The sequence below is a fragment of the Micromonospora humida genome, from assembly GCF_016901255.1.
Lineage (GTDB): Bacteria > Actinomycetota > Actinomycetes > Mycobacteriales > Micromonosporaceae > Micromonospora > Micromonospora wenchangensis.
Window position 1 is genome coordinate 62,205 of the sequence record NZ_JAFEUC010000016.1, and the last position, 25,941, is coordinate 88,145.

General features: G+C 75.9%; 23 protein-coding genes. 12 read left to right on the plus strand and 11 right to left on the minus strand.

The genetic code is table 11. From position 1 onward, the window contains the following. Positions 1-46: 46 nt before the first annotated feature. A complete protein-coding gene (locus tag JQX11_RS27095; RefSeq protein ID WP_204927772.1) occupies positions 47-2,515 on the plus strand; it encodes a transglutaminase TgpA family protein in 2,469 nt (822 codons plus the stop codon). Between the two features lie 221 nt (positions 2,516-2,736). Here JQX11_RS27095 and JQX11_RS27100 read toward each other — a convergent pair whose 3' ends face one another. The 9 genes from JQX11_RS27100 to JQX11_RS27140 all read right to left on the minus strand — a co-directional run bounded on the left by JQX11_RS27100 (position 2,737) and on the right by JQX11_RS27140 (position 13,476). Next, positions 2,737-3,132, minus strand: a complete 396-nt coding sequence (locus JQX11_RS27100) for an SCO2097 family morphological protein (RefSeq protein WP_088643026.1) — start codon at positions 3,130-3,132, stop codon at positions 2,737-2,739. 115 nt (positions 3,133-3,247) lie between these two features. After that, positions 3,248-4,507, minus strand: a complete 1,260-nt coding sequence (locus tag JQX11_RS27105) for a DNA polymerase IV (protein WP_204927773.1) — start codon at positions 4,505-4,507, stop codon at positions 3,248-3,250. A gap of 61 nt (positions 4,508-4,568) precedes the next feature. Continuing rightward, a complete protein-coding gene (locus JQX11_RS27110; protein ID WP_204927774.1) occupies positions 4,569-5,798 on the minus strand; it encodes an alkaline phosphatase family protein in 1,230 nt (409 codons plus the stop codon). Beyond that, complete coding sequence (locus JQX11_RS27115) at positions 5,795-6,565, minus strand: methyltransferase domain-containing protein (RefSeq protein WP_204927775.1); 771 nt, start codon at positions 6,563-6,565, stop codon at positions 5,795-5,797. The genes JQX11_RS27110 and JQX11_RS27115 overlap by 4 nt, the downstream gene beginning before the upstream one ends. 39 nt (positions 6,566-6,604) lie before the next feature. Then, complete coding sequence (locus JQX11_RS27120; protein WP_232378670.1) at positions 6,605-6,778, minus strand: hypothetical protein; 174 nt, start codon at positions 6,776-6,778, stop codon at positions 6,605-6,607. 98 nt (positions 6,779-6,876) lie between these two features. Then, positions 6,877-10,287 carry an error-prone DNA polymerase gene (locus JQX11_RS27125; RefSeq protein WP_204927777.1) on the minus strand — a complete coding sequence of 1,137 codons (3,411 nt, stop codon included), beginning with the start codon at positions 10,285-10,287 and terminating at the stop codon, positions 6,877-6,879. Between the two features lie 192 nt (positions 10,288-10,479). After that, positions 10,480-12,147 (minus strand): DNA polymerase Y family protein, encoded by a 1,668-nt coding sequence (locus JQX11_RS27130; RefSeq protein WP_204927778.1) that lies wholly within the window; start codon positions 12,145-12,147, stop codon positions 10,480-10,482. Beyond that, the gene (imuA', locus tag JQX11_RS27135; RefSeq protein ID WP_204927779.1) at positions 12,144-12,881 is read right to left on the minus strand and encodes a DnaE2-dependent mutagenesis accessory factor ImuA'; all 738 of its coding nucleotides are present in this window, start codon (positions 12,879-12,881) and stop codon (positions 12,144-12,146) included. Before imuA' ends, JQX11_RS27130 begins: the two co-directional genes overlap by 4 nt. Before the next feature lie 145 nt (positions 12,882-13,026). Beyond that, complete coding sequence (locus JQX11_RS27140; RefSeq protein WP_204927780.1) at positions 13,027-13,476, minus strand: SAV_6107 family HEPN domain-containing protein; 450 nt, start codon at positions 13,474-13,476, stop codon at positions 13,027-13,029. 500 nt (positions 13,477-13,976) lie between these two features. On the opposite strand from JQX11_RS27140, the gene JQX11_RS27145 reads away from it, so the two are divergent. From JQX11_RS27145 to JQX11_RS27185, 9 genes are all read left to right on the plus strand, one after another. Beyond that, complete coding sequence (locus tag JQX11_RS27145) at positions 13,977-15,374, plus strand: ferredoxin reductase family protein (RefSeq protein WP_204927781.1); 1,398 nt, start codon at positions 13,977-13,979, stop codon at positions 15,372-15,374. A 19-nt stretch (positions 15,375-15,393) separates the two neighbouring features. Further along, positions 15,394-15,903: an FMN-binding protein gene (locus tag JQX11_RS27150; RefSeq protein WP_204927782.1), complete on the plus strand. Its 510-nt coding sequence runs from the start codon at positions 15,394-15,396 to the stop codon at positions 15,901-15,903. Continuing rightward, a complete protein-coding gene (locus JQX11_RS27155) occupies positions 15,900-16,724 on the plus strand; it encodes an FAD:protein FMN transferase (protein ID WP_204927783.1) in 825 nt (274 codons plus the stop codon). Before JQX11_RS27150 ends, JQX11_RS27155 begins: the two co-directional genes overlap by 4 nt. Positions 16,725-16,783: 59 nt before the next feature. Further along, positions 16,784-17,272: a YbaK/EbsC family protein gene (locus JQX11_RS27160; RefSeq protein ID WP_204927784.1), complete on the plus strand. Its 489-nt coding sequence runs from the start codon at positions 16,784-16,786 to the stop codon at positions 17,270-17,272. After that, complete coding sequence (locus JQX11_RS27165; protein ID WP_204927785.1) at positions 17,269-17,988, plus strand: monooxygenase; 720 nt, start codon at positions 17,269-17,271, stop codon at positions 17,986-17,988. The genes JQX11_RS27160 and JQX11_RS27165 overlap by 4 nt, the downstream gene beginning before the upstream one ends. Before the next feature lie 10 nt (positions 17,989-17,998). Further along, positions 17,999-18,568, plus strand: coding sequence for a GNAT family N-acetyltransferase (locus JQX11_RS27170; protein WP_204927786.1), 570 nt, complete (start codon positions 17,999-18,001; stop codon positions 18,566-18,568). Continuing rightward, positions 18,565-19,410 carry a carotenoid biosynthesis protein gene (locus tag JQX11_RS27175; RefSeq protein ID WP_204927787.1) on the plus strand — a complete coding sequence of 282 codons (846 nt, stop codon included), beginning with the start codon at positions 18,565-18,567 and terminating at the stop codon, positions 19,408-19,410. The genes JQX11_RS27170 and JQX11_RS27175 overlap by 4 nt, the downstream gene beginning before the upstream one ends. A gap of 88 nt (positions 19,411-19,498) precedes the next feature. Continuing rightward, a complete protein-coding gene (locus JQX11_RS27180; protein WP_204927788.1) occupies positions 19,499-20,635 on the plus strand; it encodes a glycosyltransferase family 2 protein in 1,137 nt (378 codons plus the stop codon). A gap of 10 nt (positions 20,636-20,645) precedes the next feature. Continuing rightward, the gene (locus JQX11_RS27185; protein WP_204927789.1) at positions 20,646-22,133 is read left to right on the plus strand and encodes a phytoene desaturase family protein; all 1,488 of its coding nucleotides are present in this window, start codon (positions 20,646-20,648) and stop codon (positions 22,131-22,133) included. A 235-nt stretch (positions 22,134-22,368) separates the two neighbouring features. Here JQX11_RS27185 and JQX11_RS27190 read toward each other — a convergent pair whose 3' ends face one another. Next, a complete protein-coding gene (locus JQX11_RS27190; RefSeq protein ID WP_204927790.1) occupies positions 22,369-23,058 on the minus strand; it encodes a CDP-alcohol phosphatidyltransferase family protein in 690 nt (229 codons plus the stop codon). Positions 23,059-23,102: 44 nt separating this feature from the next. Beyond that, positions 23,103-24,020 carry a methylenetetrahydrofolate reductase [NAD(P)H] gene (gene metF / locus JQX11_RS27195; protein WP_088643011.1) on the minus strand — a complete coding sequence of 306 codons (918 nt, stop codon included), beginning with the start codon at positions 24,018-24,020 and terminating at the stop codon, positions 23,103-23,105. 246 nt (positions 24,021-24,266) lie between these two features. Between metF and JQX11_RS27200 the strand changes: the two genes are divergently transcribed. Further along, positions 24,267-24,767 (plus strand): helix-turn-helix domain-containing protein, encoded by a 501-nt coding sequence (locus JQX11_RS27200; RefSeq protein WP_204927791.1) that lies wholly within the window; start codon positions 24,267-24,269, stop codon positions 24,765-24,767. A 9-nt stretch (positions 24,768-24,776) separates the two neighbouring features. Then, complete coding sequence (locus tag JQX11_RS27205) at positions 24,777-25,859, plus strand: polyprenyl synthetase family protein (protein ID WP_204927792.1); 1,083 nt, start codon at positions 24,777-24,779, stop codon at positions 25,857-25,859. Positions 25,860-25,941: the final 82 nt, after the last annotated feature.

Here is a 25,941-nt window from a genome sequence, read left to right on the forward strand (position 1 = left end):
GCGGTCGGCCCCGCCACCGACGCCCGACGACAGAGAGGGTGACGTCGTGAACGCGTCCCGGAACATCGGCTTCGTGGCCGCCGCGGCGACCCTGCTCGCCGCGGCCCCGCTGTCGTCGATCTTCCAACAGTGGACCTGGCTGATCCAGTCGGCCATCGCGGTCGCCGTGGTGGCCGGCGCGGCGGCGCTCACCCGGCTGGTCCGGGCCCCGCTGTGGGGCCAGGTGCTGGGCATGCTCGCCGGCCTGCTACTCGCCCTGACCTGGCTCTTCCCGGGCGGTGGCGAGCTGGTCGCCTTCCTGCCCACGCCGGCGACGCTGGCCCACTTCGGTGAGCTGGCGCAGGGCTCGTTGCAGGACATGCGCTCCTACGGCGTGAAGGTGCCCGACACCACCCCGCTGCTGTTCATCAGCGTGCTCGGGGTGGGCTCGGTGGCGATCGTGGTCGACGTGCTCGCCGTCGGGCTGCGCCGGCCGGCCCTGGCCGGGCTGCCCATGCTGGCCATCTATTCGGTGCCGGTGGCGGTCTACGTCGACAGCGTCCCCGCGCTGCCGTTCGTGGTCGGCGCCGCCGGCTACCTCTGGCTGCTGGTCACCGACAACGTCGACCGGGTCCGCCGGTTCGGCCGCCGGTTCACCGGCGAGGGCCGCGACGTGGACGTCTGGGAGTCGTCCCCGCTGGCCGCCGCCGGTCGCCGGCTGGCGGTGGTCGGGGTGGTGCTGGCCGTGGTGCTGCCGCTGGCCGTGCCGGGGATGTCCGGCGGGCTGCTGGACCAGTTCAACACCGCCGGCAACGGCACCGGCAACGGACGCCTCGGGCAGGGCGGCGGCCCCGGCCGGATCGACCTCTTCGCCGCCCTCAGCGGGCAGCTCAACCAGTCCGAGGTGGCCGACATGGTCACCGTCACCACCACCGAGCAGAACCCGTTCTACCTGCGCTTCGGCGTCGCCGACGAGCTGCGCCCGGACGGCTTCCGGGTGCGCCCGCCCAACGGCCGGCCGGTGAACCGGGACCTGCCCGACCCGGCCGACCGGGCCCAGGCGGGGGTGGAGCAGCAGACCTACCGGGCGACCGTCGAGGTGAACCGGTCGCTGAACATGCCCTTCGTGCCGGTCTACACCGACCCGGTCAGCTTCGACGGGCTCAACGGCAACTGGTCGTACGACCAGAACCTCGGGGTGGTCTTCTCCAACCGGGACAACTCCCGGGGCAAGCGCTACTCCTTCGAGTACGTGCGCTCGACGTACACCCCGGCGGCGCTGCGCCGGGCCCGCCCGCTGCCGGCCGATCACCCGATCCGGCTGCAACAGACCCGCACCCCGGAGGTCCGCGAGGTCAGCGTGCTGGTCAACCGGCTGGTGGAGGGGAAGTCCACCGACTACGACCGGGTCCGGGCGCTCTACGACTACTTCTCCCGGGAGAACGGGTTCAGCTACTCGCTGAGCACCAAGGGCGGCACCAGCGGCCAGGAGATCGTCGACTTCCTCACCAACAAGGTCGGCTACTGCCAGCAGTACGCGGCGGCGCTGGCCTGGCTGGTGCGGGAGGCCGGCATCCCGGCCCGGGTGGCGTTCGGCTTCACCAACGGCAGCAGCGTCGACGGGGACACCGCCGTGCTGACCAACCGCAACCTGCACGCCTGGACGGAGGTCTACTTCGACCGGTTCGGCTGGGTGCCGTTCGACGCCACCCCGGCGTACGGCGTCCAGGGGTCGACCCGGTCGGCGTGGGCGCCGGACTCCGACGCCCCGGACCCGGAGCCGTCGGACACGGCCGCGCCGGCCGCGCCGGAGGACCCGGGCGCCACGGCCGGGCCGCAGCGTGACGAGGCCATCGACAAGGACACCGACGCCGGGTTCGACCCGACCACCGGCGCCCCCGTCGAGCGGGCCCCGACCTGGCCCTGGTGGACGCTGGGCGCGCTGCTGGCGTTGGCGGCGCTGCTGGCGCTGCCGGCACTGCGGCGGCGCGCGCTACGCCGGCAGCGGCACCGTCGGCCCGTTCCGGTGGCGGCCGGCGCCGCCCCCGACGACGGGGCGGGCGCGAGCATCCCGATGACGGTGCTGGGCGCGGACGCCGAGCGGGCCCGCGCGGACGCCCACGCCGCCTGGGACGAGCTGCTGGACACCCTGGTCGACTACCGGGTCCGGGTCGACCGGACGGAGACGCCCCGGGCGACCGCCGAGCGCCTGGCCCGGGAGGCGGTCGGCGAGGACGCCGGCTCCGCCACGGCGGTACGGCTGCTCGGCCGGGCCGAGGAACGCGCCCGGTACGCCCGGGACCCGCTCACCGGCGAGCCCCTGCACCCGGCGCTGCGGACGGTACGTGACACCCTCGCCGCGCGGGCCGACCGGCGTACCCGGCTGCTGGCCGCCGTGCTGCCGCCGTCGGTGCTGCTGCGCTGGCGTGCCTCGCTGGGCGACAGCTCGGCACGGCTGGTGACGGCCTCCGGGCGGCTGCGTCGCCTGCTGCTGCGCTGGAACCCCCGCCGCCTGCTGGCCACCCGCCGCGCCTGACCGCCAGGCTGGTCGGGCGGGCCGGGGGGTGGGGTAGGCGCATGTGGGGCGAGGTAGCGGTATCCGAAACGACTGATACCGCTACCTCGCCCCACATGCGTAGCTACCTCGCCCACCTGCGCGAGCTGTCGCCGGACAGGAAGATGCGACGGAGGTGGCCGGACCAGGTCCGGCACCTACCGTCGTCGGTGTCGCCCGTCCACCTCAGGGGTGGGCGGGGTTCAACGATGTCCCTCCGGGCGCTGACGCCACCGGTCCTCCATGCGGTCCAGCAGCGACGGCCGCCGGCCGCCGCGGCCACGCGGGCGACGACGACTCGTCGTGCCGCCCACCACGTGCAGGTCAGGTGACTGCCCACGCCGGTGCGACTGCACCGCATAGCCCAGCGCGGCCAGCATGACGACGAAGCCCGCCACTGCCAGTGGCGGCGTCTTGATCACCGCGCCGTAGACCAACAGGGCCAGGCCGACGACCACCACGCCGGCAGCGACGAGCAGGCGACGCCGCGTGTGGAAACGCGGGTCGCTGGCGCGCACGGCCGAGGCGAATTTGGGGTCCTCGGCAAGCGACCGCTCGATCTGCTCGAACAGCCGCTGCTCGTGCTCCGAGAGCGGCACGGCACTCCTCCCCGGTCACGTTGGTCGGCCCGGTCGGGCCGACAGACCGTGGCAGCCAACCGGCTGCTTGCCGCCAAGTCTACGAGGGGGGTCGCGCGTCGGAAAGCGGGACGACCTATGGCCGACTGCTATTTTCGCCGGGGCCGGCGTCACGCCTGCCGAGCAGACTGGCCGGACCTATGACGGACCGCCCGAAACGGGCAGCCGCGGCGTCGGCGGCGGTTTCCGCTTCCCGCCAACCACGCTCGGGCGCGCCGAGGGTGAGCTGTCGCGGCGTGTCGACCGCCCCGGCCAGACCCTCCACCCGCACACCGACCAGCCGGACCGGCTCACCCGGGTCGAGAACCGTCCAGAGGTCCCAGGACGTGTCGAAGATCTCCCGGGCCACGTCGGTGGCCACGCCGAGCGTCCGGGACCGGTTGACGGTGCGGAAATCGGACAGCCGCACCTTTAGCGAGACCGTCCGGCCCACCTGACCGGCCCCGCGCAGTCGGCTGCCCACCTTCTCGCTGAGGGCCAGCAGCGCCCGCCGGATCTGCTGCGGGTCGACGACGTCGACGTCGAAGGTCACCTCGGCCCCGATCGACTTCTCCACGTGCTCCGGGTTGACCGGGCGCGGATCCCGCCCCCGGGCCAGCTCGTGCAGGTGGGTCGCGGACGCCGCGCCGAGCGCCTTGCGCAGCATCCCCACCGGCGCCTCGGCCAGGTCACCGATGGTCCGCAGGCCGAGCCGGCGCAGCGTCTCGGCGGACCGCTCCCCCACCCCCCACAACGCGTCGACCGGCAGCGGGTGGAGGAACTCCAGCACCCGGTCGGCCGGCACCACGAGCACGCCGTCCGGCTTGGCCCGGGTGGAGCCGAGCTTGGCCACGAACTTGCTCGGGCCCACCCCGACCGAACAGGTCAGCCCCTGCTCGGCCGTGACCCGTTCCCGGATCCGCCGGGCGATGGCGGCGGGCGGGCCGAACAGCCGGCGGGCACCCGCCACGTCGAGGAACGCCTCGTCGAGGGAGAGCGGCTCGACCAGCGGGGTGACGTCCCGGAAGATCCGCATCACCGCGTCGGAGGCCGCCCGGTAGCGGGCGAAGTCGGGGGGCAGGTAGACCGCGCCGGGGCAGAGCGCGCGGGCCCGCGCGGTGGGCATCGCGCTGCGCACGCCGAAGCGGCGGGCCTCGTAACTGGCGGAGCTGACCACGCCGCGCGGCCCGACCCCGCCGACCACCACCGGAAGGCCGCGTAGCTCGGGCCGGTGGCGCACCTCGACGGAGGCGTAGAAGGCGTCCATGTCGACGTGCAGGATCGGGCTGGCCGAGTCGTCGGCGTCGGGCCCGAAACGCGGGTCACCACCGCGCGGCAACGACTGGCTCCGACCCATTCCGGCAGGCTAACCGCCCGGTACGACACCCGGCCCGCCCGCCCCACGGGCGACGGCCCGGTCAGCCCCGGACCACCAGCAGCGGCACGGTCATCTCCGCCGCGGTGTCCGCGCCGTGGTACGCCACCAGCCGGGACACCGCTGGCGGCTCCGACCGGGTGGCCAGCACCGCGTACGTGTCGCGGCAGGTCACCACCACGTCGCCGACCCGGGACAGGTGCTCCTCGGCGACCGGGCCGAACCACCCCTCGGCCACCATCTCCGCCCGGGTGCACACCCGGGCGGCCGGCCCGAGCACCGCCGACCAGGTGGCCACCACGTCGTCCACCGCCCCCGGGTCGACGTGCAGGTACCGCACCCGCGGCTCACCGGCGACCACCCGGATGCCGGCCCGCAGCCGCGGGTCGGTGTCCAGGTCGAACCGGTGCCCCGCCGGCACGTCGAGCTGGCCGTGGTCGGCGGTGACCAGCAGCGCGGCGTCGGCCGGCAACCCGTCGACGAGGCGGGCGAGCAGGGCGTCCACCTCGGCGGCGGCGATCCGCCACGGGGCCGAGTCGACCCCGCTGAGGTGACCGTGCCGGTCCAGGTCGGGGTGGTAGCCGGAGACCAGGGTGGGGCCGGCCCCGGCGGACAGCGCCGCCAGCATCGTCCGGGCCAGCGCGTCCACCCCGCCGACGCCCCGGTAGTCGCCGCCCCGGTTCGCGGCCAGGGTGAGCCCGCTGCCGGCGTACTCGGGGCGGCTCACCACGCTGACCGCGACCCCGGCGGCCCGGGCGCGCTGCCACTGGGTGCGCACCGGCTGCCAGTGCAGCGGGTCCGGGTCGCCGTGCCAGTCGATGTGGTTGAGCACCCGGTCGGTGCCGGGCACCCGGACGGTGAAGCCGAGCACGCCGTGCGCGCCGGGGGCCGCCCCCGCCCCCAGGGTCACCAGGCTGGTCGGGGTGGTCGAGGGGAAGCCGGAGGTCAACGGGCGGCCCACCGTCGCGGCCAGCCCGGTCAGGGTCGGGGCGTACCGGGCGGCGGTGGGCAGCTGGTACCAGCCGAGGCCGTCGACGAGCAGCACGGCGACCCGACGTACCCCGGCCAGGCCGGGGGCGAGCCCGAGCAGGTCGACCGCGCCCGGCACGCCGAGCACGGCCAGCGCGCTGGGCAGCACGTCGGCCAGGCTGCCCCCGCCGTAGCACGGCGGCACCACCGCGAGCGGGTCCGCCGCAGGAACGGGCCCCGACGCCCGGTCCACCGGCACAGCGGCCGGGGGCCCGGTCGTCCCGGCCGGGGGCAGGTCGGTCATGCCGGGCGGCGGGCGAACAGGTGCAGTTGGGCGGCGAGATCCCGGTACGGCGGACGCCCGGCCAGCGCCTTCTCCAGCTCGACCAGGGCACCCGGCTGACCGTCGGCGACGGTGGCGGGCAGCAGGTCGGCGAGGACGCGTACCCCGTGGATCTCCTCGACGGTGAGGCCGGCGGCGCGCAACAGGGCGGTGGCCTCCTCGGCGTCGAAGCGGCGGCGCAGGGTGTCCCGGGGGCCGGCGGCCCCGTCGGGGGCGGCGGCCAGCGCGGCGGCGACGTCCAGGTGGCCGTTCACGGCCCGCCCCAGCACCGCGGCGGCCCGGCCGGCGACCAGCACACTCGCCGCGCCACCGGGACGCAGCGCGGCGGCCAGCGCGGTCACCACCGGCGCCGGGTCGTCGACCACCTCCAGCACCGCGTGGCACAGCACCAGGTCGACGGTGGCCGGTTCGACCAGCCCGGTCAACGCGTCCCCGTCGCCCTGCACGGCGCGCACCCGGTCGGCGACCCCGGCCTCGGCGGCCCGGCGGGTGAGGGCGGCGAGCGCGTCGGGGCTGGCGTCGACCACGGTCACCCGGTGGCCGGCCTGGGCGAGCGGCACGGCGAAGCCGCCGGTGCCGCCGCCCACGTCGAGCACGGTCAGCGTGTCGTCGGCCCGCCGGTCCAGCTCGGCGGCGAGCACCGACCAGATGACGGCGGTACGGGGGGTCAACGGCGGCTCGGCGAACCGGCTGCGGGTGCTCTGTTCCACCCGGTCGAGCCTAGTCACCCACGCCACCGACCCCCCGTCGGCGGGGCCGTCGCCGGCTCAGATCTCCCCGCCGCCGGCCGGGTCCTCCTCCGCACGGGACCGGCGGGTGTTCGCCACCGGGCCCTCGGTCACCTGGTACTCCCGCGGCTCGGCGTCCTGGGCGGGCGTCCAACCGGCACCCAGCCGGGTGCGCCGGGCGTTCGCCAGTCCACCGGTGTACGTACTGTCCATCGTCACTGGTCTTCCCCCTTGCCGCGCGCGGGCCGCTCTGCCCGCGCGTGCCGGAATTCTCCTGTCTCCCGGCCGGGAAAACCGTAATGTGGATCACTTCACCGGAAGTCGCGGGAGGCGGGTTCCACCGGCGGCGTGATCGGGTCCAGCCGGTCGGCGGTGAGGTTGGTGACCCCCTCGTGCCGCTGCAACCGACCACGGACCACGAGGGCGCTGCTGGTGCGGGCGATTCGACGGTAGCGCTGCCACAGCCCCGGCGAACACGTGACATTCAGCATTCCGGTCTCGTCCTCCAGGTTGAGGAAGGTGACCCCGCCGGCCGTCGCCGGCCGTTGCCGGTGGGTGACGATCCCGCCGACCCGGACCCGCCGACCCGGCTCCACCCGTCCCAGCCTGGCGATCGGCACCGCACCCAGCGCGTCGAGCCGGTCCCGGACGAACCGGGCCGGGTGGGTCTCCGGGGACAGCCCGGTGGCCCAGACGTCGGCGACGAGCCGGTCCACCGCCTCCATCCCGGGCAGGGTGGGGGCCGCCGCGCCGGTCACCGTGCCGGGCAGCCGACCCGGCCGGTCCTGGGCCGCCGCGCCGGCCGCCCAGAGCGCCTGCCGCCGGGTCAGCCCGAAACAGGCGAAGGCGTCCGCGGTGGCCAGCGCCTCCAGCTGGCCCGCGGTGAGACCGACCCGCCGGGCCAGATCCGGCATGTCCCGGTACGCCCCGTGCGCCGTCCGCTCCGCCACGATCCGCCTCGCCAGGTCGTCGCCGAGGGTACGGACACCGCCCAGCCCGAGCCGGACCGCCGGACCGCCCAGCCCCCAGGCGTGCGGCGGTTCCCCCGGCACGCTCCCCCAGCGGGTCTGCGGGGTGGACTCCAGCACCGCACCGGCCCCGCTGGCGTTGACGTCCGGCCGGCGGACCTCGACGCCGTGCCGCCGGGCGTCGTCGACCAGGGTCTGCGGCGCGTAGAAGCCCATCGGTTGGGCGTTGAGCAGGGCGGCCAGGAACGCCGCCGGGTGGTGCCGCTTGAGCCAGGAGCTGGCGTACACCAGGTAGGCGAAACTCATCGCGTGGCTCTCCGGGAAGCCGTAGCTGGCGAACGCGGTGAGCTTGCGGTAGACGTCGTCGGCCAGCTCGCCGGTGATGCCCCGCTCGGCCATCCCGGCGTAGAGCCGGTCGGCGAGCTGCGCCATCCGCTGCACCGACCGTTTCGCCCCCATCGCCCGGCGCAACTGGTCGGCCCCGGCGGCGTCGAAACCGGCCAGGTCGATGGCGAGTTGCATCAGCTGCTCCTGGAACAGCGGCACGCCGAGGGTCTTCTCCAGCGCGTTGCGCATCAGCGGATGCGGGTACGTCACCGGCTCCTGGCCGTTCTTGCGCCTGATGTACGGATGCACCGAACCGCCCTGGATCGGGCCGGGTCGGATCAGCGCCACCTCCACCACCAGGTCGTAGAACTCGCGGGGTTTCAGCCGGGGCAGGGTGGCCATCTGGGCGCGGCTCTCCACCTGGAACACCCCTACCGAGTCGGCTCGGCAGAGCATGTCGTAGACCTCGGGGTCGTCCAACGTCATCTCGCCCAGGTCGAGGCTCTGGCCGATCAGGTCGTAGCCGTAGTGCAGGGCCGACAGCATGCCCAGCCCGAGCAGGTCGAACTTGACCAGCCCGACGGCCGCGCAGTCGTCCTTGTCCCACTGGAGCACGCTGCGGCCGGGCATCCGCCCCCACTCCACCGGGCACACCTCGATCACCGGCCGGTCGCAGATCACCATGCCGCCGGAGTGGATGCCCAGGTGCCGGGGGAACGTCTGCAACTCGTCGGCGTACGCCACCACCTGCTCGGGGATGCCCTCGACGTCGACCGCCGCGACGGAACCCCAGCGGTCGATCTGCTTGCTCCAGGCGTCCTGCTGGCCGGGCGAGTAGCCGAACGCCTTCGCCACGTCCCGCACCGCCGACCGGGGCCGGTACGAGATGACGTTGGCGACCTGGGCGGTGTGCTCCCGGCCGTAGCGGGCGTAGACGTGCTGGATCACCTCCTCCCGTCGGTCGGACTCGATGTCCACGTCGATGTCGGGTGGCCCGTCGCGTTCCGGGGCGAGGAACCGTTCGAACAGCAGCCGGTGCCGTACCGCGTCCACGTTGGTGATCCGCAGCGCGTAGCAGACCGCCGAGTTGGCCGCCGAACCCCGGCCCTGGCAGTAAATGTCCTGTGCGCGGCAGAACGCCACGATGTCGTAGACCACCAGGAAGTATCCGGGGAAGCCCAGCTCGTCGATCATCCGCAGCTCGTGCTCCAGCTGCGCGTACGCCTCCGGGTGCGCCCCGGGCGGCCCGTAGCGCTCGTGCGCCCCGGCCAGCGTCAGGTGGCGCAGCCAGCTCATCTCGGTGTGCCCCGCCGGCACCGGGTACGCCGGCAGCCGGGGCGCGACCAGGTGCAGGTCGAAGGCGAGTTCCGCGCCGAACTCGGCGGCCCGGGACACCGCGCCCGGGTACGCGGCGAACCGGGCCGCCATCTCCGCGCCGCTGCGCAGGTGGGCGGTGGCGGCGGCGGGCAGCCAGCCGTCGATCTCGTCCAGGCTGCGTCGGGCCCGTACGGCGGCCAGGGTGGTCGCCAGCCGCCGTCGCCCCGGGTTGGCGTAGTGCACGTTGTTGCTGGCCACGGTGGGCAGCCCGGCGGCGGCGGCCAGCTCGGCGAGCGCGTCGTTGCGGTCGGCGTCGACGGGGTGCCCGTGGTCGGTCAGCTCCACCGCCACCGTCTCCGCGCCGAACAGCGCGGTGAGCCGGCCCAGCTCCCGGGCCGCCGCGTCCACCCCCTCGGTGAGCAGCGCCGCCGGCACGTGCCCCTTGCGGCAGCCGGTCAGCACCAGCACGTGGTCGCGCAGCTCGGCGGCGACCTCCTCCAGTTCGCCGTAGACCGGCCGGCCCTTCTCGCCGCCGCGTAGCTGGGCCCGGGAGATGACCGACGCGAGCCGGGCGTACCCCTCGTGGCCGTGGGCGAGCACCAGCAGGTGCCGGCCCAGCGGGTCGGGCTCGCCCTGCTGCGGGCCGGGCAGCCCCAGCGACAGTTCCGCTCCGAAGACCGTGGGCAGGCGCAGCGTACGGGCCGCCTCGGCGAACCGGACCACCCCGTAGAACCCGTCGTGGTCGGTCACGGCGAGCGCGGTCAACCCCAGCCGGGCGGCCTCCTCGGCCAGTTCCTCCGGGTGGCTCGCCCCGTCGAGGAAACTGAAGTTGGTGTGCGCGTGCAGTTCGGCGTAGGGCACCGGGTCGTCCGGGCGGGTCAGCTCCGGCGGTGCGTACCGCTCGCGGTGCCGGGTCCAGGCCGGCGAGTCGCCGCCGTCGGCGTCGGCGAGCGGGTCCACCACGTGCAGGTGCCGTTCCCCGCGCCGCCGCCCGCCCCGTCCCCCGTCACCCCGGGGCTCGCCGGGGCCTGCGCCGCCGTCGGTGGTGGACCGTCCGGACAGCACCCGCTCCAGTTCCGACCAGGGCAGCTTCGGATTGTGGAAGCTCATCCGGATCTCTTCCTGCGACCGGCTGCGTGGTGCGGCAGGGGCGTCGCGGACGGGAATGGATCGCTCGGTGAGCGGTATGCCGCTGAGTCATATTTATGACCGCCAGGCATACCGCTCACCCGGAAACATCGTCGGGACGCGGGATGGCCCCGGACGGAACGCCACACCGACCGGACCAGCGCGGACCACCGGTCAGTCATAGATCGCCTCCACCAGCCACCGGCCCGCCTCGACGGCCAGCAGCAGGGCGGCACCGTCGGCCAGGCAGACCTGGAACCGGGCCCGACGGCGGGCCTCGGCGGGGGCCCACCACCGCTCGTCCACCGGCCACGGGCCGGTCCAGCCGACGATCTCCGTCGGGGTGGCGCCGCCGACGGCCAGCCGGGCGGGCGCGGCGCTGACCGCCAGCCGGGCGCTGACCAGCACCGGTTCCCCGGTGACGTCGTGCACGGTCGCAGTCAGCGGAACGGGCAGCACGACGGCCGGCGCGGGTGGCGGTAGCCGCCCCGGCCACGGCGGTACGGGACCCGGCCGCCGTGGCTCGCCCCGCCCGGCACCACCGGGCTGCGTCACCGCCCGCCCGGCGGCATCCGGCGACGCCTCGACGACGTCCGGCAGCGGGGGCGGGCCGGGGCGGGCCGGGAGCCGTTCGTCGCCCCAGGGGACCAGGCGGGTCTGGTCGGCCGGGGAGCGACCACCGCCCAGCACGGCGGTGACCACCGCCTCCGGGCCGAGGATGCCCTGCACCCGGCTTAGCGCCCGGTGCGCCCGGTCGCGTTCCTCGCCGGCCTCCCCCCACAGGCCGGGTTGCAGTCCGCCCCGGGCCAGCAGCCCGTCGGGCACCAGCCGCAGCCGGACGATCCCGGCGGTCGGCCGGGCCGGTCGGGCACCGGCCCGACCGGTGCTGCCGGAGAGCCAGCCGTCGAGCTGCCAGCGCACCCGGTCGGCGATGGCGGCGGCGGTGAGCAACCCGTCGTGCCGCCACACCCGGTGCAGCTCCTGGCCGTGCGCGGTGACCGCCTCGATGCCGAGCCGGGTGCAGGCCAGCCCGTGCCCGGCCAACCGGTCGTGCAGCCGTTCGGCGAGCATCCGGGCGGCGAAGGCCGCCGCGTCGACCCGGTCGAGGGGCTCGTCGTGGTGGGCGGTGACGGTCAGGTCGACCGGGGGCTGCCGGACGGCGAGCGGCCGGTGGTCGTGCCCGGCGGCGAGCCGGTGGGCGAGGGCCCCGTCGAAGCCGAACCGGGCCAGCACGTCACCGGCGGGCAGCGCCGCGAACTCGCCGAGCGTGCGTACGCCGAGCCGACGCAGCAGGTCGGCCAGGGCCGGTCGGCCGATCGCCTCGACGGGCAGCCCGGCCAGGAACCCCGGTGTCCCGCCCGGCGGCACCACCTGACCGGTGCGCGCGGCGAGACCGGCGGCGAAGACCCCGTCGGCGATCCCGACCTGGCTCTCCACCGCGCAGGACTCGGCGACCTGTTCGATGATCCGCTCGGCGGCGGCCTCCTCACCGCCGAGGTAGCGGGCGGGCCCCCGGGCGGCGAGCGCGCAGACGCCGGGGCGGACCACCTCGACCCCGGCGGCGACCTCCTCCACGGCGGCGAGGACCGGTTCGAAGGCGCGGGCGTCCCGACCGGGGTCGTGGTCGACGACGGTCAACGTGGGGCAGCGCCCCTGCGCCTCCCGGCGGCGCAGGCCCCGGCGTACCCCGGCGGCACGGGCCGGTGCGGAGCAGGCCACCACCCGGTTGGCGTGCAGCACGGCCACCGGGCCGGTGGCGGGCACCCCGTCGACGATCTCGGCGGCGAGCACCGGCCAGTCCGGGCACCAGAGCAGCAGGGTGCGCACGGGCGCGCCGGTCACCCGGACCCGACCACGGTGAATCCGCCCGGCCGGGGCCCGACGGTTGCGGCGGGGACGGCCGGCGCGGCGGGGGGCACGACCCGGGTGAGCGCGTCGCCGGGCAGCCACATCGTGATCTCCTTCGGACGGGCCGCCGCTCCGCGTCCGCGTGCCGACACGGTGACCTCGCGTCGGCGCAGCCGGCCCCGCCCCGCCCCGAGCCCCTCCCAGACCCCCCGGACCACCTGGAGCGTCACGTCCGCACCGGTCCACCGGCCGTACGGGACGAGCACGCAGCCGCGTTGCCGGGCCCGGGCGGCCAGCCGGTCGGCCACCGGGGCGGAGACGGTGTGCGGTACGGCGGTCACCACCACGTCGACCCCGTCGATCAGGGCGGCGACCACGGTCGGCCACTCCGGACCGGGATGCGGGACGAGGGCCAGCCGGTCCAGGGCGATGCCGAGCTCGGCGGCAGCACCGGCGCCGAAGGTGGGCACCCCGACCACCGCGCACCACGACCCGGCCCGGGACGCCTCGGCGAGCAACGCCAGCACCAGGGAGGTGCCGCCGCTGCGCCGGGGTTGGCCGACGGTGACGGCGACCGTACTGCCCCGGCGCAGCCCCCGGTGCGGCAGCAGGCCGGTCAACTCGGGTGCCACCGGGAGCACCCGGTGGCTGCCGGCCGGGTCCGGGGCGCTCGCCGGGCGGACCAGATCGGCCAGTGCGGCGGAACCGACCACCATGCGGCCCGCCATCGGACCAACCCCCCGTCGTGTCGTTGCGTGGATCAGGTGCACTGCGTGCTCACCCCGGACGCGGTGGGACGCTGCGTCGAGGTGCTGCGGCGGGCCCGGTGCCGGCCGGGTCAGGTGCCCGGCGGGGACCCGGGCACGCCCCGGGTCAGGCGGCGAGACCGTCGAGGGCGGGCTGGTGGGTCACTCCGAGCGCCTGCTCCACCACCGTCACGAACTGTTCGGCGGCCCGGAGCAGGTCGTCGGCCTCCCGGGCGTTCACCACCCGGGGTATGCCGGCCTCGGCGGCGGCCCGCTTGCCGGCGGCGGCGGCGAAGTAGCGGGACCATTCGTCCAGTTCGGGGGCGACCCCGGCGAGCAGCACCCAGACGCTGGTGATCCGGCGGCGGCGGGCGGGCGCGGGCCGGGCCCGGGCGGCCAGCAGGGCGGCGGCGGCGCGGAGCGCGGCCAGGTGGGCGGCGGCGTAGCGCAGCCCGTCGGGGCGGGTCTGGGCGGCCTCGGCCAGCCCGTGTCGGGCCGCCGTGAGGAGTTGGGTCGGGGTGCGGTGCGGCAGCACGTGCGCGGGCACCGTCGGCGCCTGGGCCGGGTTGGTCGGCATGACTGTCTCCTCCGCGTGACCGGATCGGGCGGGACGCCCGGTGGAGGAGGTCCACCGGCGTGACGCCCGGGGCGGGTGGTGCGGAGGAAGACGCACCGCTGGGGGCCGGCCGGGTGCGGAGCTTCCCCACACCACACCCGGCCGGCGAACCGGCGGGTTCGTCGCCCGCCGCCCGGGGGTCGTGGGCGGCGGGCGACGACCTGCCTTGACGGGACCGGGCTCGCGACTGCCCGGAACCCGGTGCGGTCCGCGAAACCGCACCTGCCCGGGTCGACGCCGCGAAACACCGCCCGGGGGCGTTGGAACGGGTGTGCGAGTGAATCGAACACTCGTTCTAACTGCTCTGACAGTACACCCTGCCCCCGACGAAAACGCAACGTCTGGCGTACGGCGTGCCAGCGACGATTCCCAGCCCGCGCACAGCGACGGCAAAGCCTGGCCCGAGGTCACCGCCGCAGGGTGGAACGCATGAGTGAAGGACCCGCCGGAACGACCCGCGGATGAGCGCCACCGTCCTGGACCGGGGTACCCCGCGCCGGCCGTTGCCCACCGCCCCCGGCTGGTGGGCCGACCTGGCCGGCAGCGCGGCGGTGCTCAGCCTGCTGGTCGTCGTCGCGCTCTGGACCGCCGACCGGGGGGTGCAGGAACTGCTCTCCGGGGTGGCCACCGGCCTCACCTCCGCCGGCCGGCTCACCGGCCTGCTCAGCGCCGACCTGATGCTCGTCCAGGTGGTGCTGATGGCCCGGGTGCCGCTCGTCGAACGGCGCTTCGGCCAGGACCGGATCGCCCGCTGGCACCGGCTGGCCGGCTTCACCTCGTTCCACCTGCTGCTGGCCCACGTGCTGCTGACCACCCTGGGGTACGCCGGCACCGCCCGGGAGAACCCCGTGACGCAGCTCTGGCTGCTGGTCACCGGCTACCCGGGGATGCTGCTGGCCACCGCCGCGCTGGCACTGCTGGTGCTGGTGGTGGTCACCTCGGTCCGGGCGGCCCGCCGTCGGCTGCGCTACGAGTCCTGGCACCTGCTGCACCTGTACGCGTACCTGGGGACCGGGTTGGCGCTGCCGCACCAGTTGTGGACCGGCGCGGACTTCGTCTCCTCGGCCGCCGCGCGGGCGTACTGGTGGACGGCGTACCTGGGGGCGCTGGGCAGCGTGCTGGTGTTCCGGCTCGGGCTGCCGGCGTACCGCTCGCTGCGGCACCGGGTCGAGGTGGCCGCAGTGGTCCCCGAGGCACCCGGCGTCACCTCGGTCTGGTTGCGCGGGCGGGACCTGGACCGGCTGCCGGTCCGGGCCGGGCAGTTCTTCGGCTGGCGCTTCCTGACCGGCCCCGGCTGGTCCCGGGCGCACCCGTACTCGCTGTCCGCCCCGCCGACGGGCGACCTGATGCGGATCACCGTCAAGGACCTCGGCGACGACAGCTCCCGGGTGGCCACCCTGCGACCGGGCACCCGGGTGCTGCTGGAGGGCCCGTACGGGCGGCTGACCGAGGAACACTGGCGCGGCGGCGGGATCACCCTGCTCGCCTGCGGGATCGGCGTCACCCCGCTGCTGGCCCTGCTCCGGGAACTGCCGTACGCACCCGGGCAGGCGGTGCTGCTCTACCGCGTGCGTACCCCGCAGGAGCTGGTCTTCCGGGCGGAGCTGGAGCGGCTCGCGGTCGAACGCGGGGTGTCGGTCCACTACCTGGTCGGTCCGCGCGGCCGGCAGCCCGCCTGGCTGCCCGGCTACGCGGCCGGGCTCCCGGACGCCGAGGCGCTGCGTCGGCTCTCCCCCGACATCGCCGACCACGACGTCTACCTCTGCGGCCCGGACGGCTGGGTCGACGCGGTGCAGGCCGCGACCCGGGCCGCCGGGGTGCCCGAGCGGCACGTCCATCACGAACGCTTCGCCTGGTGACGGGCGGGAAGGGGGAACCGTGCGACGGATCACCATCTGGCTGCTCTCCACGGTGACCGCCCTGGTGCTGCTGTTCAGCTACCGGACCAGCACCATGGGCGTCGGTGGGGGGACCAGCGCCGTCGCCGTCGACCGCGGCGGCACCTCCCCCGGCTCCGGGGACACGCCCACCGGCACCGACCCGGGCTCGGGCGCGCCGGGCGCAAACACCGGCGAGGGCGCGAACACCGGCGACGGCGCAGACACCGGCGACGGAAGCCACGACGGGTCGGTGGCGCAGACCCGGTGGGGGCCGGTGCAGGTCCGGATCACCGTGACGGGCGGGCGGATCACCGACGTCACGACCCTCCAGGTGCCCGACGGCAACTTCCGGGACCAGCAGATCAACGACTACGCGGTGCCGATCCTGCGGCAGGCGGCGCTCACCGCGCAGAGCGCCCGGATCGACACCGTGTCCGGGGCGACCGTCACCAGCGACGGTTACCGCGAGTCCCTCCAGGCCGCCATCGACGCGGCGCACCTGAGATGAGCACGCCGACGGGCCGGACGGCGGAGCTGGACCGGCGGGCCTGGGTGGTGCAGGTGATGGGGCTGCCGGTCAGCGTGCACCTGCGCGGCCCGGACGTGCACGACGACGCGGTCGCCGCCCGGGTGGAACGGTTCTTCACCTGGCTGGGCGCGATCGACGCGACGTTCAGCGCCTACCGGCCGGAGAGCGAGATCGGACGGCTGGCCGGGCGGGAACCCGATCCGGCCACCGCGAGCCCACTGGTACGGGAGGTGGCGGAGCTGTGCGAACTGGCCCGGACGCGCACCGGCGGCCGGTTCGACGCCCGGCGGCTGCCGCTGCCCACCGGCGGTGCCGGCTACGACCCGTCCGGGCTGGTCAAGGGGTGGGCGGTGCAGCGGGCCGCCGGGTGGCTGGCCGATCTGGCCGGGCACGACCTCTGTCTCAACGCCGGTGGGGACGTGGTGCTGCACGCCGGGACGGACCGGCCGGCCTGGCGGGTCGGCATCGAGGACCCGGACCGCCCCGGCCACCTGCTGGACGTGCTGGACCGGCGCGACGGCGCGGTCGCCACCTCGGGCACCGCCCGGCGCGGCGCGCACATCGTGGACCCGCGTACCGGCCGACCGGCGACCGCGCTGCGGTCGGTCACCGTGGTCGGGCCGGAACTGCTCTGGGCCGACGTGTACGCCACCGCGGCGATGACCCGCGACGCCGACGACGCACTGACCTGGCTGACCGGCCTGGCCGACCACGAGGCGCTGCTGGTGACCGCCGACGGCCGGATCCGGGCCACCGGGCACTGGCCCGGCACCCGTCCCGGGTCGCCACCCGCCCGCTGACCCGCCACGATGGGCGGCCGGGTGCGGGGCGTCGGGGCGTACCGGGGAGAATGGGCCGCATGCAGTCACACCCGAACGTGCAGGCGGTGCAGCGGGCGCTCGACGACGCGGGCGCGCGGGACGGTTCCGGCGCGGCCAGCCGGGTCCGCCTGCTGCCCGCGGCGGCGCACACCGCCGTCGCGGCGGCCGACGCGCTCGGCGTCACCGTCGGCGCGATCGCCAACTCGCTGGTCTTCGACGCCGACGGCACACCGCTGCTGGTGCTCACCTCCGGCGCGCACCGGGTCGACACCGCCGGCCTGGCCGCCTGGCTCGGGGTGACCCACCTGCGCCGGGCCACCCCCGACTTCGTCCGGGAGCACACCGGCCAGGTGATCGGCGGGGTCGCCCCGGTCGGCCACCCCGGGCCGCTGCGCACCCTGGTCGACACCGCCCTGGCCGGGCACCCGCAGGTGTGGGCCGCCGGGGGCGTACCGCAGGCGGTCTTCCCCACCACCTACCCGGAGCTGCTGCGGATCACCGGCGGCACCCCCGCCGAGGTGGCGTGAACACCACCCCGGAGCTGGTCACCCTGCACGTGTGGCGGGTGCCCCGGGTCGCCGTCGGGCGGGCGTTGGCCCGGATGGCCCGGCATCCGTGGCAGCTGCGGCGCACCCCCGGCGTACGGTTCGGCAAGCTGCTCGGCACCGGGACCGGCACCGGCTTCGGCCCGGGGGACGCCGACCTGACCCGGTGGGCGGCGCTGGTGGTGTGGGACTCCCCCGCCGCGGCGGCCGGCTTCGACGTCTCCCCGGTCGGCCGCTCCTGGGCCCGGATCGCCCACGCCTCGGCCCGGCTGGAGCTGCGCCCGGTGACCAGCCGGGGCGAGTGGTCGGGCCGGCGGCCGTTCGGCGAACCGGCGGGCGGCCGGGTCGACGGGCCGGTGCTGGCGCTGACCCGGGCCCGGTTGCGTCCCCGCCGGGCGCTCACCTTCTGGCGGGCCGTCCCGCCGGTCGCCGCCGCGCTGCACGCCGCGCCGGGGCTGCTCGCCCGGTTCGGTGTCGGTGAGGCCCCGCTGGGTTGGCAGGGCACGGTCAGCGTGTGGCGCGACCCGACGGACCTCGTGGCCTTCGCGTACCGTCACCCGGAGCACCGCGCGGCGATCACCCGCACCCCCACCGAGGGGTGGTACGCGGAGGAGTTGTTCGCGCGCTTCGAGGTGCGCGCAGTGGTCGGTGACCGGTCGGTGCTGGGTTGGGTCGCCGACGGTGATCCGCAACCGTGAGAGGACGCGCATGAGGTTGGTGCGGTGGACGCCGGAGGATCTCGTCCGGCGGCTCGACGACGTGGTCGCGGTGTACGGGGAGGCGATGGGCTACCGCAGCGACCTGCTGGAGGCCCGACGCGGCTACATCGCCACCCACGCCCGCCGGCCCGGGTTCCGCGCCGTCGCCAGCCTCACCAGCGAGGGCCACCTGGCCGGCTTCGGATACGGCTACCTCGGCGCGGGTGGACAGTGGTGGCACGACCAGGTCTACCGGGCGCTTCCCCCGGACGCCCGGCAGCGCTGGCTGACCCACTGCTTCGAGGTGGTCGAGTTGCACGTCCGGCCGCCCGCGCAGGGGCACGGACTGGGCGCCCGGCAGCTCACCGCCCTGCTCAGCATCGCCGAGGGCGGCACCACCCTGCTGTCCACCCCGGAGGCCGACGAGCAGACGTCCCGGGCCTGGCGGCTCTACCGGCGGTTCGGCTTCGTCGACGTGCTGCGGCACTTCCGGTTCCCCGGCGACGAACGACCGTTCGGGGTGCTCGGCCGGGACCTGCCGCTGCCCCGGCCCGACACGTCCGGGCCGGCCGCGTCGTGACCCGCCGGCACGTCCCGTGGCTGCTGCTGGCCCTGCTGGTGCTGATCCAGATCTGCTACCCGCTCACCACCGGGGCCACCCGGGCCCGGCTCACCGTCGCCACGGTCGTGCTCGGCTACCTACTCGCGGTGGGGCACGCGCTGCTCACCCGGGGTCCCCGCACGGCGGCGGCGCTGGTCGCGGTGGCCACCGGCGGCGGGTTCGCCATCGAGGCGCTGGGGGTGGCGACGGGCTTCCCGTTCGGCAGCTACGACTACTCGGGGGAGTTGGGGCCGAAGCTGGCCGGGGTGCCGTTGATCATCCCGCTGGCCTGGACCTGGATGGCCTGGCCCGCCTGGCTGGCCGCCGTCCGGCTGACCACGCCCGCCGGCCGGACGCCCGGCACCCTGACGCCGGGAGGGCACGTCGGGCGGGTGGCGTTGGCCACCGTCGGGCTGGCCGGCTGGGACCTCTTCCTCGACCCGCAGATGGTGGCCGAGGGCTACTGGGTGTGGCGCGACGCCACCCCGGCGCTGCCCGGACTGCCCGGCATCCCGGTCAGCAACTACCTGGGCTGGCTGCTGTTCGCGGTGCTGCTGATGAGCGCGCTGCGCCCGCTGGCCGGGCCGGCCGTCGCGGTCACCGACTCCCGCGACGACCCGATGTCCGCCCTCTACCTGTGGACGTACTTCTCCAGCGTGCTGGCGCACGCCGTCTTCCTCCGGCTGCCCGCCTCGGCGATCTGGGGCGCGGTGGGCATGGCGGTGGTGGCGGTGCCGCTGGCGGTGACCCTGCTGCGCGCCCGTCGCCGGCCCGCCGACCGGCCGGCACCGGCCCGCACCGGCGTCGACACACCGGCATGAGCGGCACCCGACCCGGTCGACCCGCCCCGCCACCGCGCCGGCACCCGACACCGGGACGACGACCGCGCCCGGCCGGGTCGGTCAGGGCATGGCGGTGACCGTCGTCGCGGTCGTGCTGGCCGTCGCGGTGACCGCGCTGACCGCGCACACCTGGGTCAACGCCCGGTACTGGCTGCGCCGGCCCGCCGACGGGCCGGCCGGGGTCGACGAGACGGTGGCGGTGCTGCTGCCGCTGCGCGACGAGGCCGACCGGGTCACCCCGTGCCTGCGCGCGCTGCTCGCCCAGCAGGGGGTGCCCGACCTACGGATCGTGGTGCTCGACGACGGCTCGACCGACGGCACCGCCGAGGTGGTCCGCGCGGTCGCCGGCGACGACCCCCGGGTCACCCTGCGCACCGGGGTCACCCCGCCACCGGGCTGGCTGGGCAAGCCGTACGCCTGCCACCAGCTCGCCGGGCACGCCGGGCCGGACGCCACCGTGTACGCCTTCGTCGACGCGGACGTGGTGCTCACCCCGTACGCGGTCGCGGCGGCGGTGACCGAGCTACGCGCGGCGCGGGCGACGCTGCTGTCGGCGTACCCGAGGATTCTGGTGCGGACGGTGGGTGACCGGCTGGTGCAGCCGCTGTTGCAGTGGTTGTGGCTGACCTTCCTGCCGCTGCGCGCGATGGAACGCTCGCCGCGGCCGTCGCTGGCCGCCGCCGGTGGGCAGTTCCTGCTGGTGGACCGGGCCGGCTACGAGCGGGCCGGCGGGCACGCCGCGGTCGCCGACCGGGTGCTGGAGGACATCGAGCTGGCGCGGGCGGTGAAACGCTCCGGTGGCCGGATCGCGCTTGCCGACGGCTCCCGGCTGGCCGCCTGCCGGATGTACGAGACCTGGCCGCAGCTGCGCGACGGCTACACCAAGTCGCTCTGGGCCACCTTCGGCCACCCGGGAGCCGCAGCCGCCGTGGTCGCCGCGCTGCTCCTGCTCTACACCGCGCCGCCGCTGCTGGCGGTGGCGGCGCTGGTGGCGGGTTCACCGCCGGCCGCCGGGCTGGCCCTGTGCGGGTACGCGGCGGGAGTCGCCGGACGGGTGGTCGCCGCCCGCGCCACCGGCGGCCGGGCCTGGCCCGACGCGCTGGCCCACCCCGGCTCGGTCGTGGTGCTCGGTTGGCTGACCCTGCGGTCGTACCATCTGCGGAAGCGGCGTCGCCTGTCCTGGCGTGGCCGCCCGGTCAGCTAGGAGGCGCGGCATGGCGCGGATCGTGGTCATCGGCGCCGGCGTGGGCGGGCTGGCCACCGCCGCCCGGCTCGCCGTCAGCGGGCACGAGGTGACCGTCTTCGAACGGTCCGACACCGTCGGCGGCAAACTCGGCCGGCACGTCCACGACACCCCGGCCGGCAGCTTCCACTTCGACACCGGGCCGAGCCTGCTCACCCTGCCGCAGGTCTTCCACGAGCTGTTCGAGGCCACCGGCGCGAAGCTCGACGAGTACCTCGACCTGACCCCGCTGGACCCGATCGTGCGGCACGTCTTCCCCGGCGGCGGGCCGGCCCTCGACTCGTGTGCCGACCCGGACGAGTTCGCCGCCCGCATCGGTGTCACTCTCGGCGACCGGGCCGCCGCCGACTGGCGGCGGCTGTGGCGGCGGGCCGCCCGGGTGTGGACCGCGTCGCACCGGGACATCCTGCGGCGTACCGTCGACTCGCCGCGCGACCTGGCGACGCTGGCCTGGCGGCTGGGTGACCTGGCCGCGATCGGGCCCGGCCGCACCCTGCGCGGGCTGGGCCGCAGCCACCTGTCCGACCCCCGGCTGCGGATGCTGCTCGACCGGTACGCCACCTACACCGGCGCCGACCCGCGCCGCGCCCCGGCCGCGCTGGTCGCCGTCCCCTACGCCGAGCTGACCTTCGGTGGCTGGTACCTGCGCGGCGGGCTGGGCACCCTGGCCGACGCGCTGCTGTCCCGCTGCCTGGACCTGGGCGTGACGGTCCGCACCGCGGAGACCGTCACCCGGATCGACGCCGCCGGGGGCCGGGTGCACGGGGTACGCCTCGCCGGGGTCCACGCACCCGTCCCCGCCGACGTGGTCGTCGCCAACGCCGACGCGCTCACCGTCTACCGGGACCTGCTGCCGCACCCGGGCCGGCTGGCCGCGCTCACCGACCGCAGCCTGGCCGGTTTCGTGCTGCTGCTCGGGGTACGCGGGGACTCCGGGCTGGCCCACCACAACGTCTTCTTCCCCGACGACTACGACGCCGAGTTCGACGCCGTCTTCGGCGACCCCGGGCGGGGGATCCGGGCCCGACCGGCGACCGACCCGACGGTCTTCGTCACCGTGGCCGACGACCCGATGGTCCGCCCGGCCGGGCACGAGGCGTGGTTCGTGCTGGTCAACGCCGCCCGCCACGGCACCGCCCCGGATGCCGTCGACTGGCGTCGGCCGGGGCTCGCCGACGCGTACGCCGACCGGGTCCTCGACGTGCTCGCCGCGCGCGGGGTCGACGTGCGGGACCGGCTGGTGTTCCGTGAGATCCGTACCCCCGCCGACCTGGACGCCGCGACGGCCGCGCCCGGCGGGTCGATCTACGGCACGGCCGGGGGGCTGCTCCGCCCGGCCAACCGGGGCCCGGCACGCGGGCTGTGGCTGGTCGGCGGCTCCACCCACCCCGGCGGCGGCCTGCCCATGGTCACCCTGTCGGCGCAGATCGTCGCCGACGAGATCGGCCCCGCCTGGTAGACCCAGCCCTGCCTGGCCCGCCGGGCCGGGCCGCGTGGCCGGGTGGCCAGGGCGGGTGGCCGCTGTTGCGGCGAAACAGCGGTGTCCCGCGTCTCGGAAGCCGCTGTTTCGCCGACAATGAGTTGACCATCGCCCGGCCGCGTCGCCGACCAGGCGGCGGGAGTGTGGCGGCGGGTCCGGCGTCGAGGAGGCGGGGCAGGGGCGGGAGCGGGAGCCGGCGGCGGGGGCGGGCGGGTCAGCCGGCGTCGAGCAGGGCGCGGCGGACGGTGGACAGCAACTGCCCCAGGCCGAAGCCGGCCAGCAGCACCCAGACGGCGGTGGCCATGGTGATGGTGCCGGCGGCCAGGTCGAGGTCGATCAGCCCGGTCAGCCCGGCCAGCAGCAGCCCGACCAGGGCGACGCAGACCCGGGTGGGCCGCTCCCCCACGGTGACCGCGCCGATCTCCCGCATCCCGGCGGCCACCGCGCGGGCCCGCACGTACTCGTGCAGCCAGGACAGCGCGCCGGCCGCGACCACCAGCGCACCCGGCGCTCCGACCAGCCAGAACGCCGCCAGCCAGGCGATCTCACCGAGCCGGTCGGCGACCGAGTCGTAGACGTAGCCGAGCCGGGTGGTCCGGCCGGTGGCGACCGCGACCGCCCCGTCGACGCTGTCGGCGACCGAGGCGAGCAGCACGAACAGCGCGCCGACGATCGGCCCCTGCCCCGACCGGGCGCTGAACAACGGCACGCACAGGCAGAGCAGCACCCCACCGACGGTCACCGCGGTCGGGGTCACCCGCAGCCGACCCAGCACGTAACCGACGTGGTACGCGAAACGCAGCCAGGCACGGACCACCGGCGCGGCGACCCGGGGGTCGAAGCCGCCGTGCAACCGCGCCCACGCGGTCGCGTACTCGTCCCACTTCAGCTGTGTGCCCACCATCGGTCAACCGTCGCGGCGCGGTCGAGGTGTCGGGGCCGGCGCGTTCACACCCGGGCGTCGGCCCGCAGGCTGCGCCACACCTCCCGGGTCGCGGGAGAACGGTTGAGGGTGATGAAGTGGATGCCGGGCACCCCCTCGTCGAGCAGCCGGGCGCACATCTCGCTGGCCTGTTCGATGCCGAGCCGGCGGACCGCCTCCGGGTCGTCGGCGACCCGTTCGAACCGCGCGGCCAGCGCGGGTGGGAACGGCGCGCCGGACAGCTGCACCGAGCGTTCGATGGTGCCGATCTGGGTCACCGGCATCACCCCGGCCAGGATCGGGGTGTCGCAGCCGGCCGCCGCCACCCGGTCGCGCAGCCGCAGGTAGTCGTCGGCGTCGAAGAACATCTGGGTGATGGCGAACTCCGCACCCGCCCGGCACTTGCGGACGAAGTGCGCGGTGTCGCTGGCCACGTCGGCCGAGCGGGGGTGCTTGTAGGGGAAGGCGGCCACCCCGACGCTGAAGTCGCCGGCCTCGCGGACCAGCCGGACCAGGTCCTCGGCGTAGTCGACGCCCTCGGGGTGACGGACCCACTCGCCACCCGGATCGCCGGGCGGGTCACCCCGGACGGCGAGCACGTTGCGCACCCCCACGCCGGCCAGCCGCCCGATCACGTTGCGCAGCTCGGCGACGGAGTGGTTGACGGCGGTCAGGTGGGCCATCGGCAGCAGGGTGGTCTCGGTGGCGATCCGTTCGGTCACCGCGACCGTGGTGTCCCGGGTCGAGCCGCCGGCCCCGTAGGTGATCGACACGAACGACGGGCGCAGCGGCTCCAGCTCCCGGATCGCCTGCCAGAGCAGCCGCTCCCCCTGCGCCGTCTTGGGCGGGAAGAACTCGAAGGAGAACGTCGGCTGGCGGTCGCGGATCAGCTCCCCGATCGCCGGCTGGGGATTGGGAAGGACGGAGGGAAGACCGAGCGCCACGTGACGACTCTAGCGGGCGACGCCGTCCGCCCTCACACACTTCCCACCGGAGCATCGACACCCGCCGAAACCGCGTCGGCCGCCGCTGCGGACGACGTCGTACCCCGGGGGTAGAACGAGGGGGCGCGGGTGGCGTCGGTGGGGGCCGACGCCCGGGGTCACGCGCGGGGGTCGGCAGCACGCGACCGTGGCACGTCGGCCGCCCCGCGGGGCGGGCGGGCCGCGCCGACATCCCCCGGAGGACCGATGACCCCGTCCGACCCCCGCCCGCTCGGGCCGCTGATCACGCAGCTCCGGCTGGCCCGGGGCTGGAGCCAGCGGCGGCTCGCCGACGAACTCTGCGCCGCCGCCGGCACGGCCACCCTCACCCGGCACGAGGTGTCCCGCTGGGAACGCTCGGTACGCGTGCCAGGCGACCGCTGGCGGCGGCAGCTCGCCGTCGTGCTCGACGCCCCGATCGGGCCGCCGTCCACCGGGTCGTCCCGCGCCCGGCGGGCCGGTCCGGGCCGGAACCGCCGCACCGGGGCCGACGGGCCGAACGGCCTGCGGCCGAGCCGAACGGCGTCCGCAGGGGCCGGCCCGCCACCGGAGCGACGCCGGGCCGGCGCGGTGTCGGAGCGGCCCGGCGTCGGACGCGCTCCGTCCCGTCCGGCTGCCCGCCCCGACCGTCCGGTCCGCTCGGGGCGGGCAGCGGGCCGGGTGACGCGCCGAGGCGCTGGTGAGGCGGTGGAGGTGGGGACCGGCTAGCGTCGTGGCGTGACCCACGCTGCTCCCGTCTCCCCCGTCGACCGTGCCGGCCTACGGCAGCGTGTCGACAAGGCGCTGACCGAGTTCCTGGCCGGCCGGCGTAGCTGGATGGCCGGCATCGACGACGCCCTGACGCCGATCGCCGAGACCATCGAGGGGTTCGTACTCGGCGGCGGCAAACGGCTGCGCCCGGCGTTCGCGTACTGGGGGTTCCGGGGGGCCGGCGGGGTGGACGCCGACCAGGTGGTGACCGCCCTGGCGGCGCTGGAGTTCTTCCAGGCCAGCGCCCTGATCCACGACGATCTGATGGACCGCTCCGACACCCGGCGCGGTGAGCCCGCCGTGCACCGGCGGTTCGCCACCCGGCACCGCGCCCACGGGTGGGGCGGCGACCCGGACGCCTTCGGCGACGCGGCGGCGATCCTGCTCGGCGACCTCTGCCTGGTCTGGTCCGACGAGCTGCTGCACTCCGCCGGGCTGGACCCGCACACGGTGGCGCGGGCCCGGCCGGTCTTCGACGAGATGCGCGGCGAGGTCACCGTCGGGCAGTACCTGGACGTGCTGACCCAGGCCACCGGGGAGGTGTCGCTGGACCGGGCGGGCAAGGTGGCCCGGTACAAGTCGGCCAAGTACACGGTCGAGCGGCCGTTGCTGCTCGGTGGCGCGCTCGCCGCCGCGTCCGCCGACGTGTGCACCGCCTACTCGGCGTACGGGTTGCCGCTCGGTGAGGCGTTCCAGCTCCGCGACGACGTGCTCGGGGTGTTCGGCGACCCGGCGCAGACCGGCAAGCCGGCCGGGGACGACCTGCGCGAGGGCAAGCGCACCTACCTGGTCGCGGCGGCGGTGGAGGCCGCCGACGAGGCCGGCCGGGAGCTGCTGCTCGGCCGGCTCGGCGATCCGGAGCTGGACGGGGACGGGGTGACCCGGCTCCGTGAGCTGATCTCCGGCACCGGCGCGCTGGCCCGTACCGAACAGCGCATCGTCACCCTGACCGACGCCGCGCTGGCCGCCCTGGCCGGTGTCGACCTCGACACCGAGGCCCGGCAGGCCCTGGTGGACCTCGCCATCGCCGCCACCCGCCGCGCCGACTGACCCGCCCACCCCGCTGGAGCCCGTCGCTCGAGCCCGTCGCTGGGGCGCGTCGCTGGAGCCCGTCGCTGGGGCGCGTTGATCA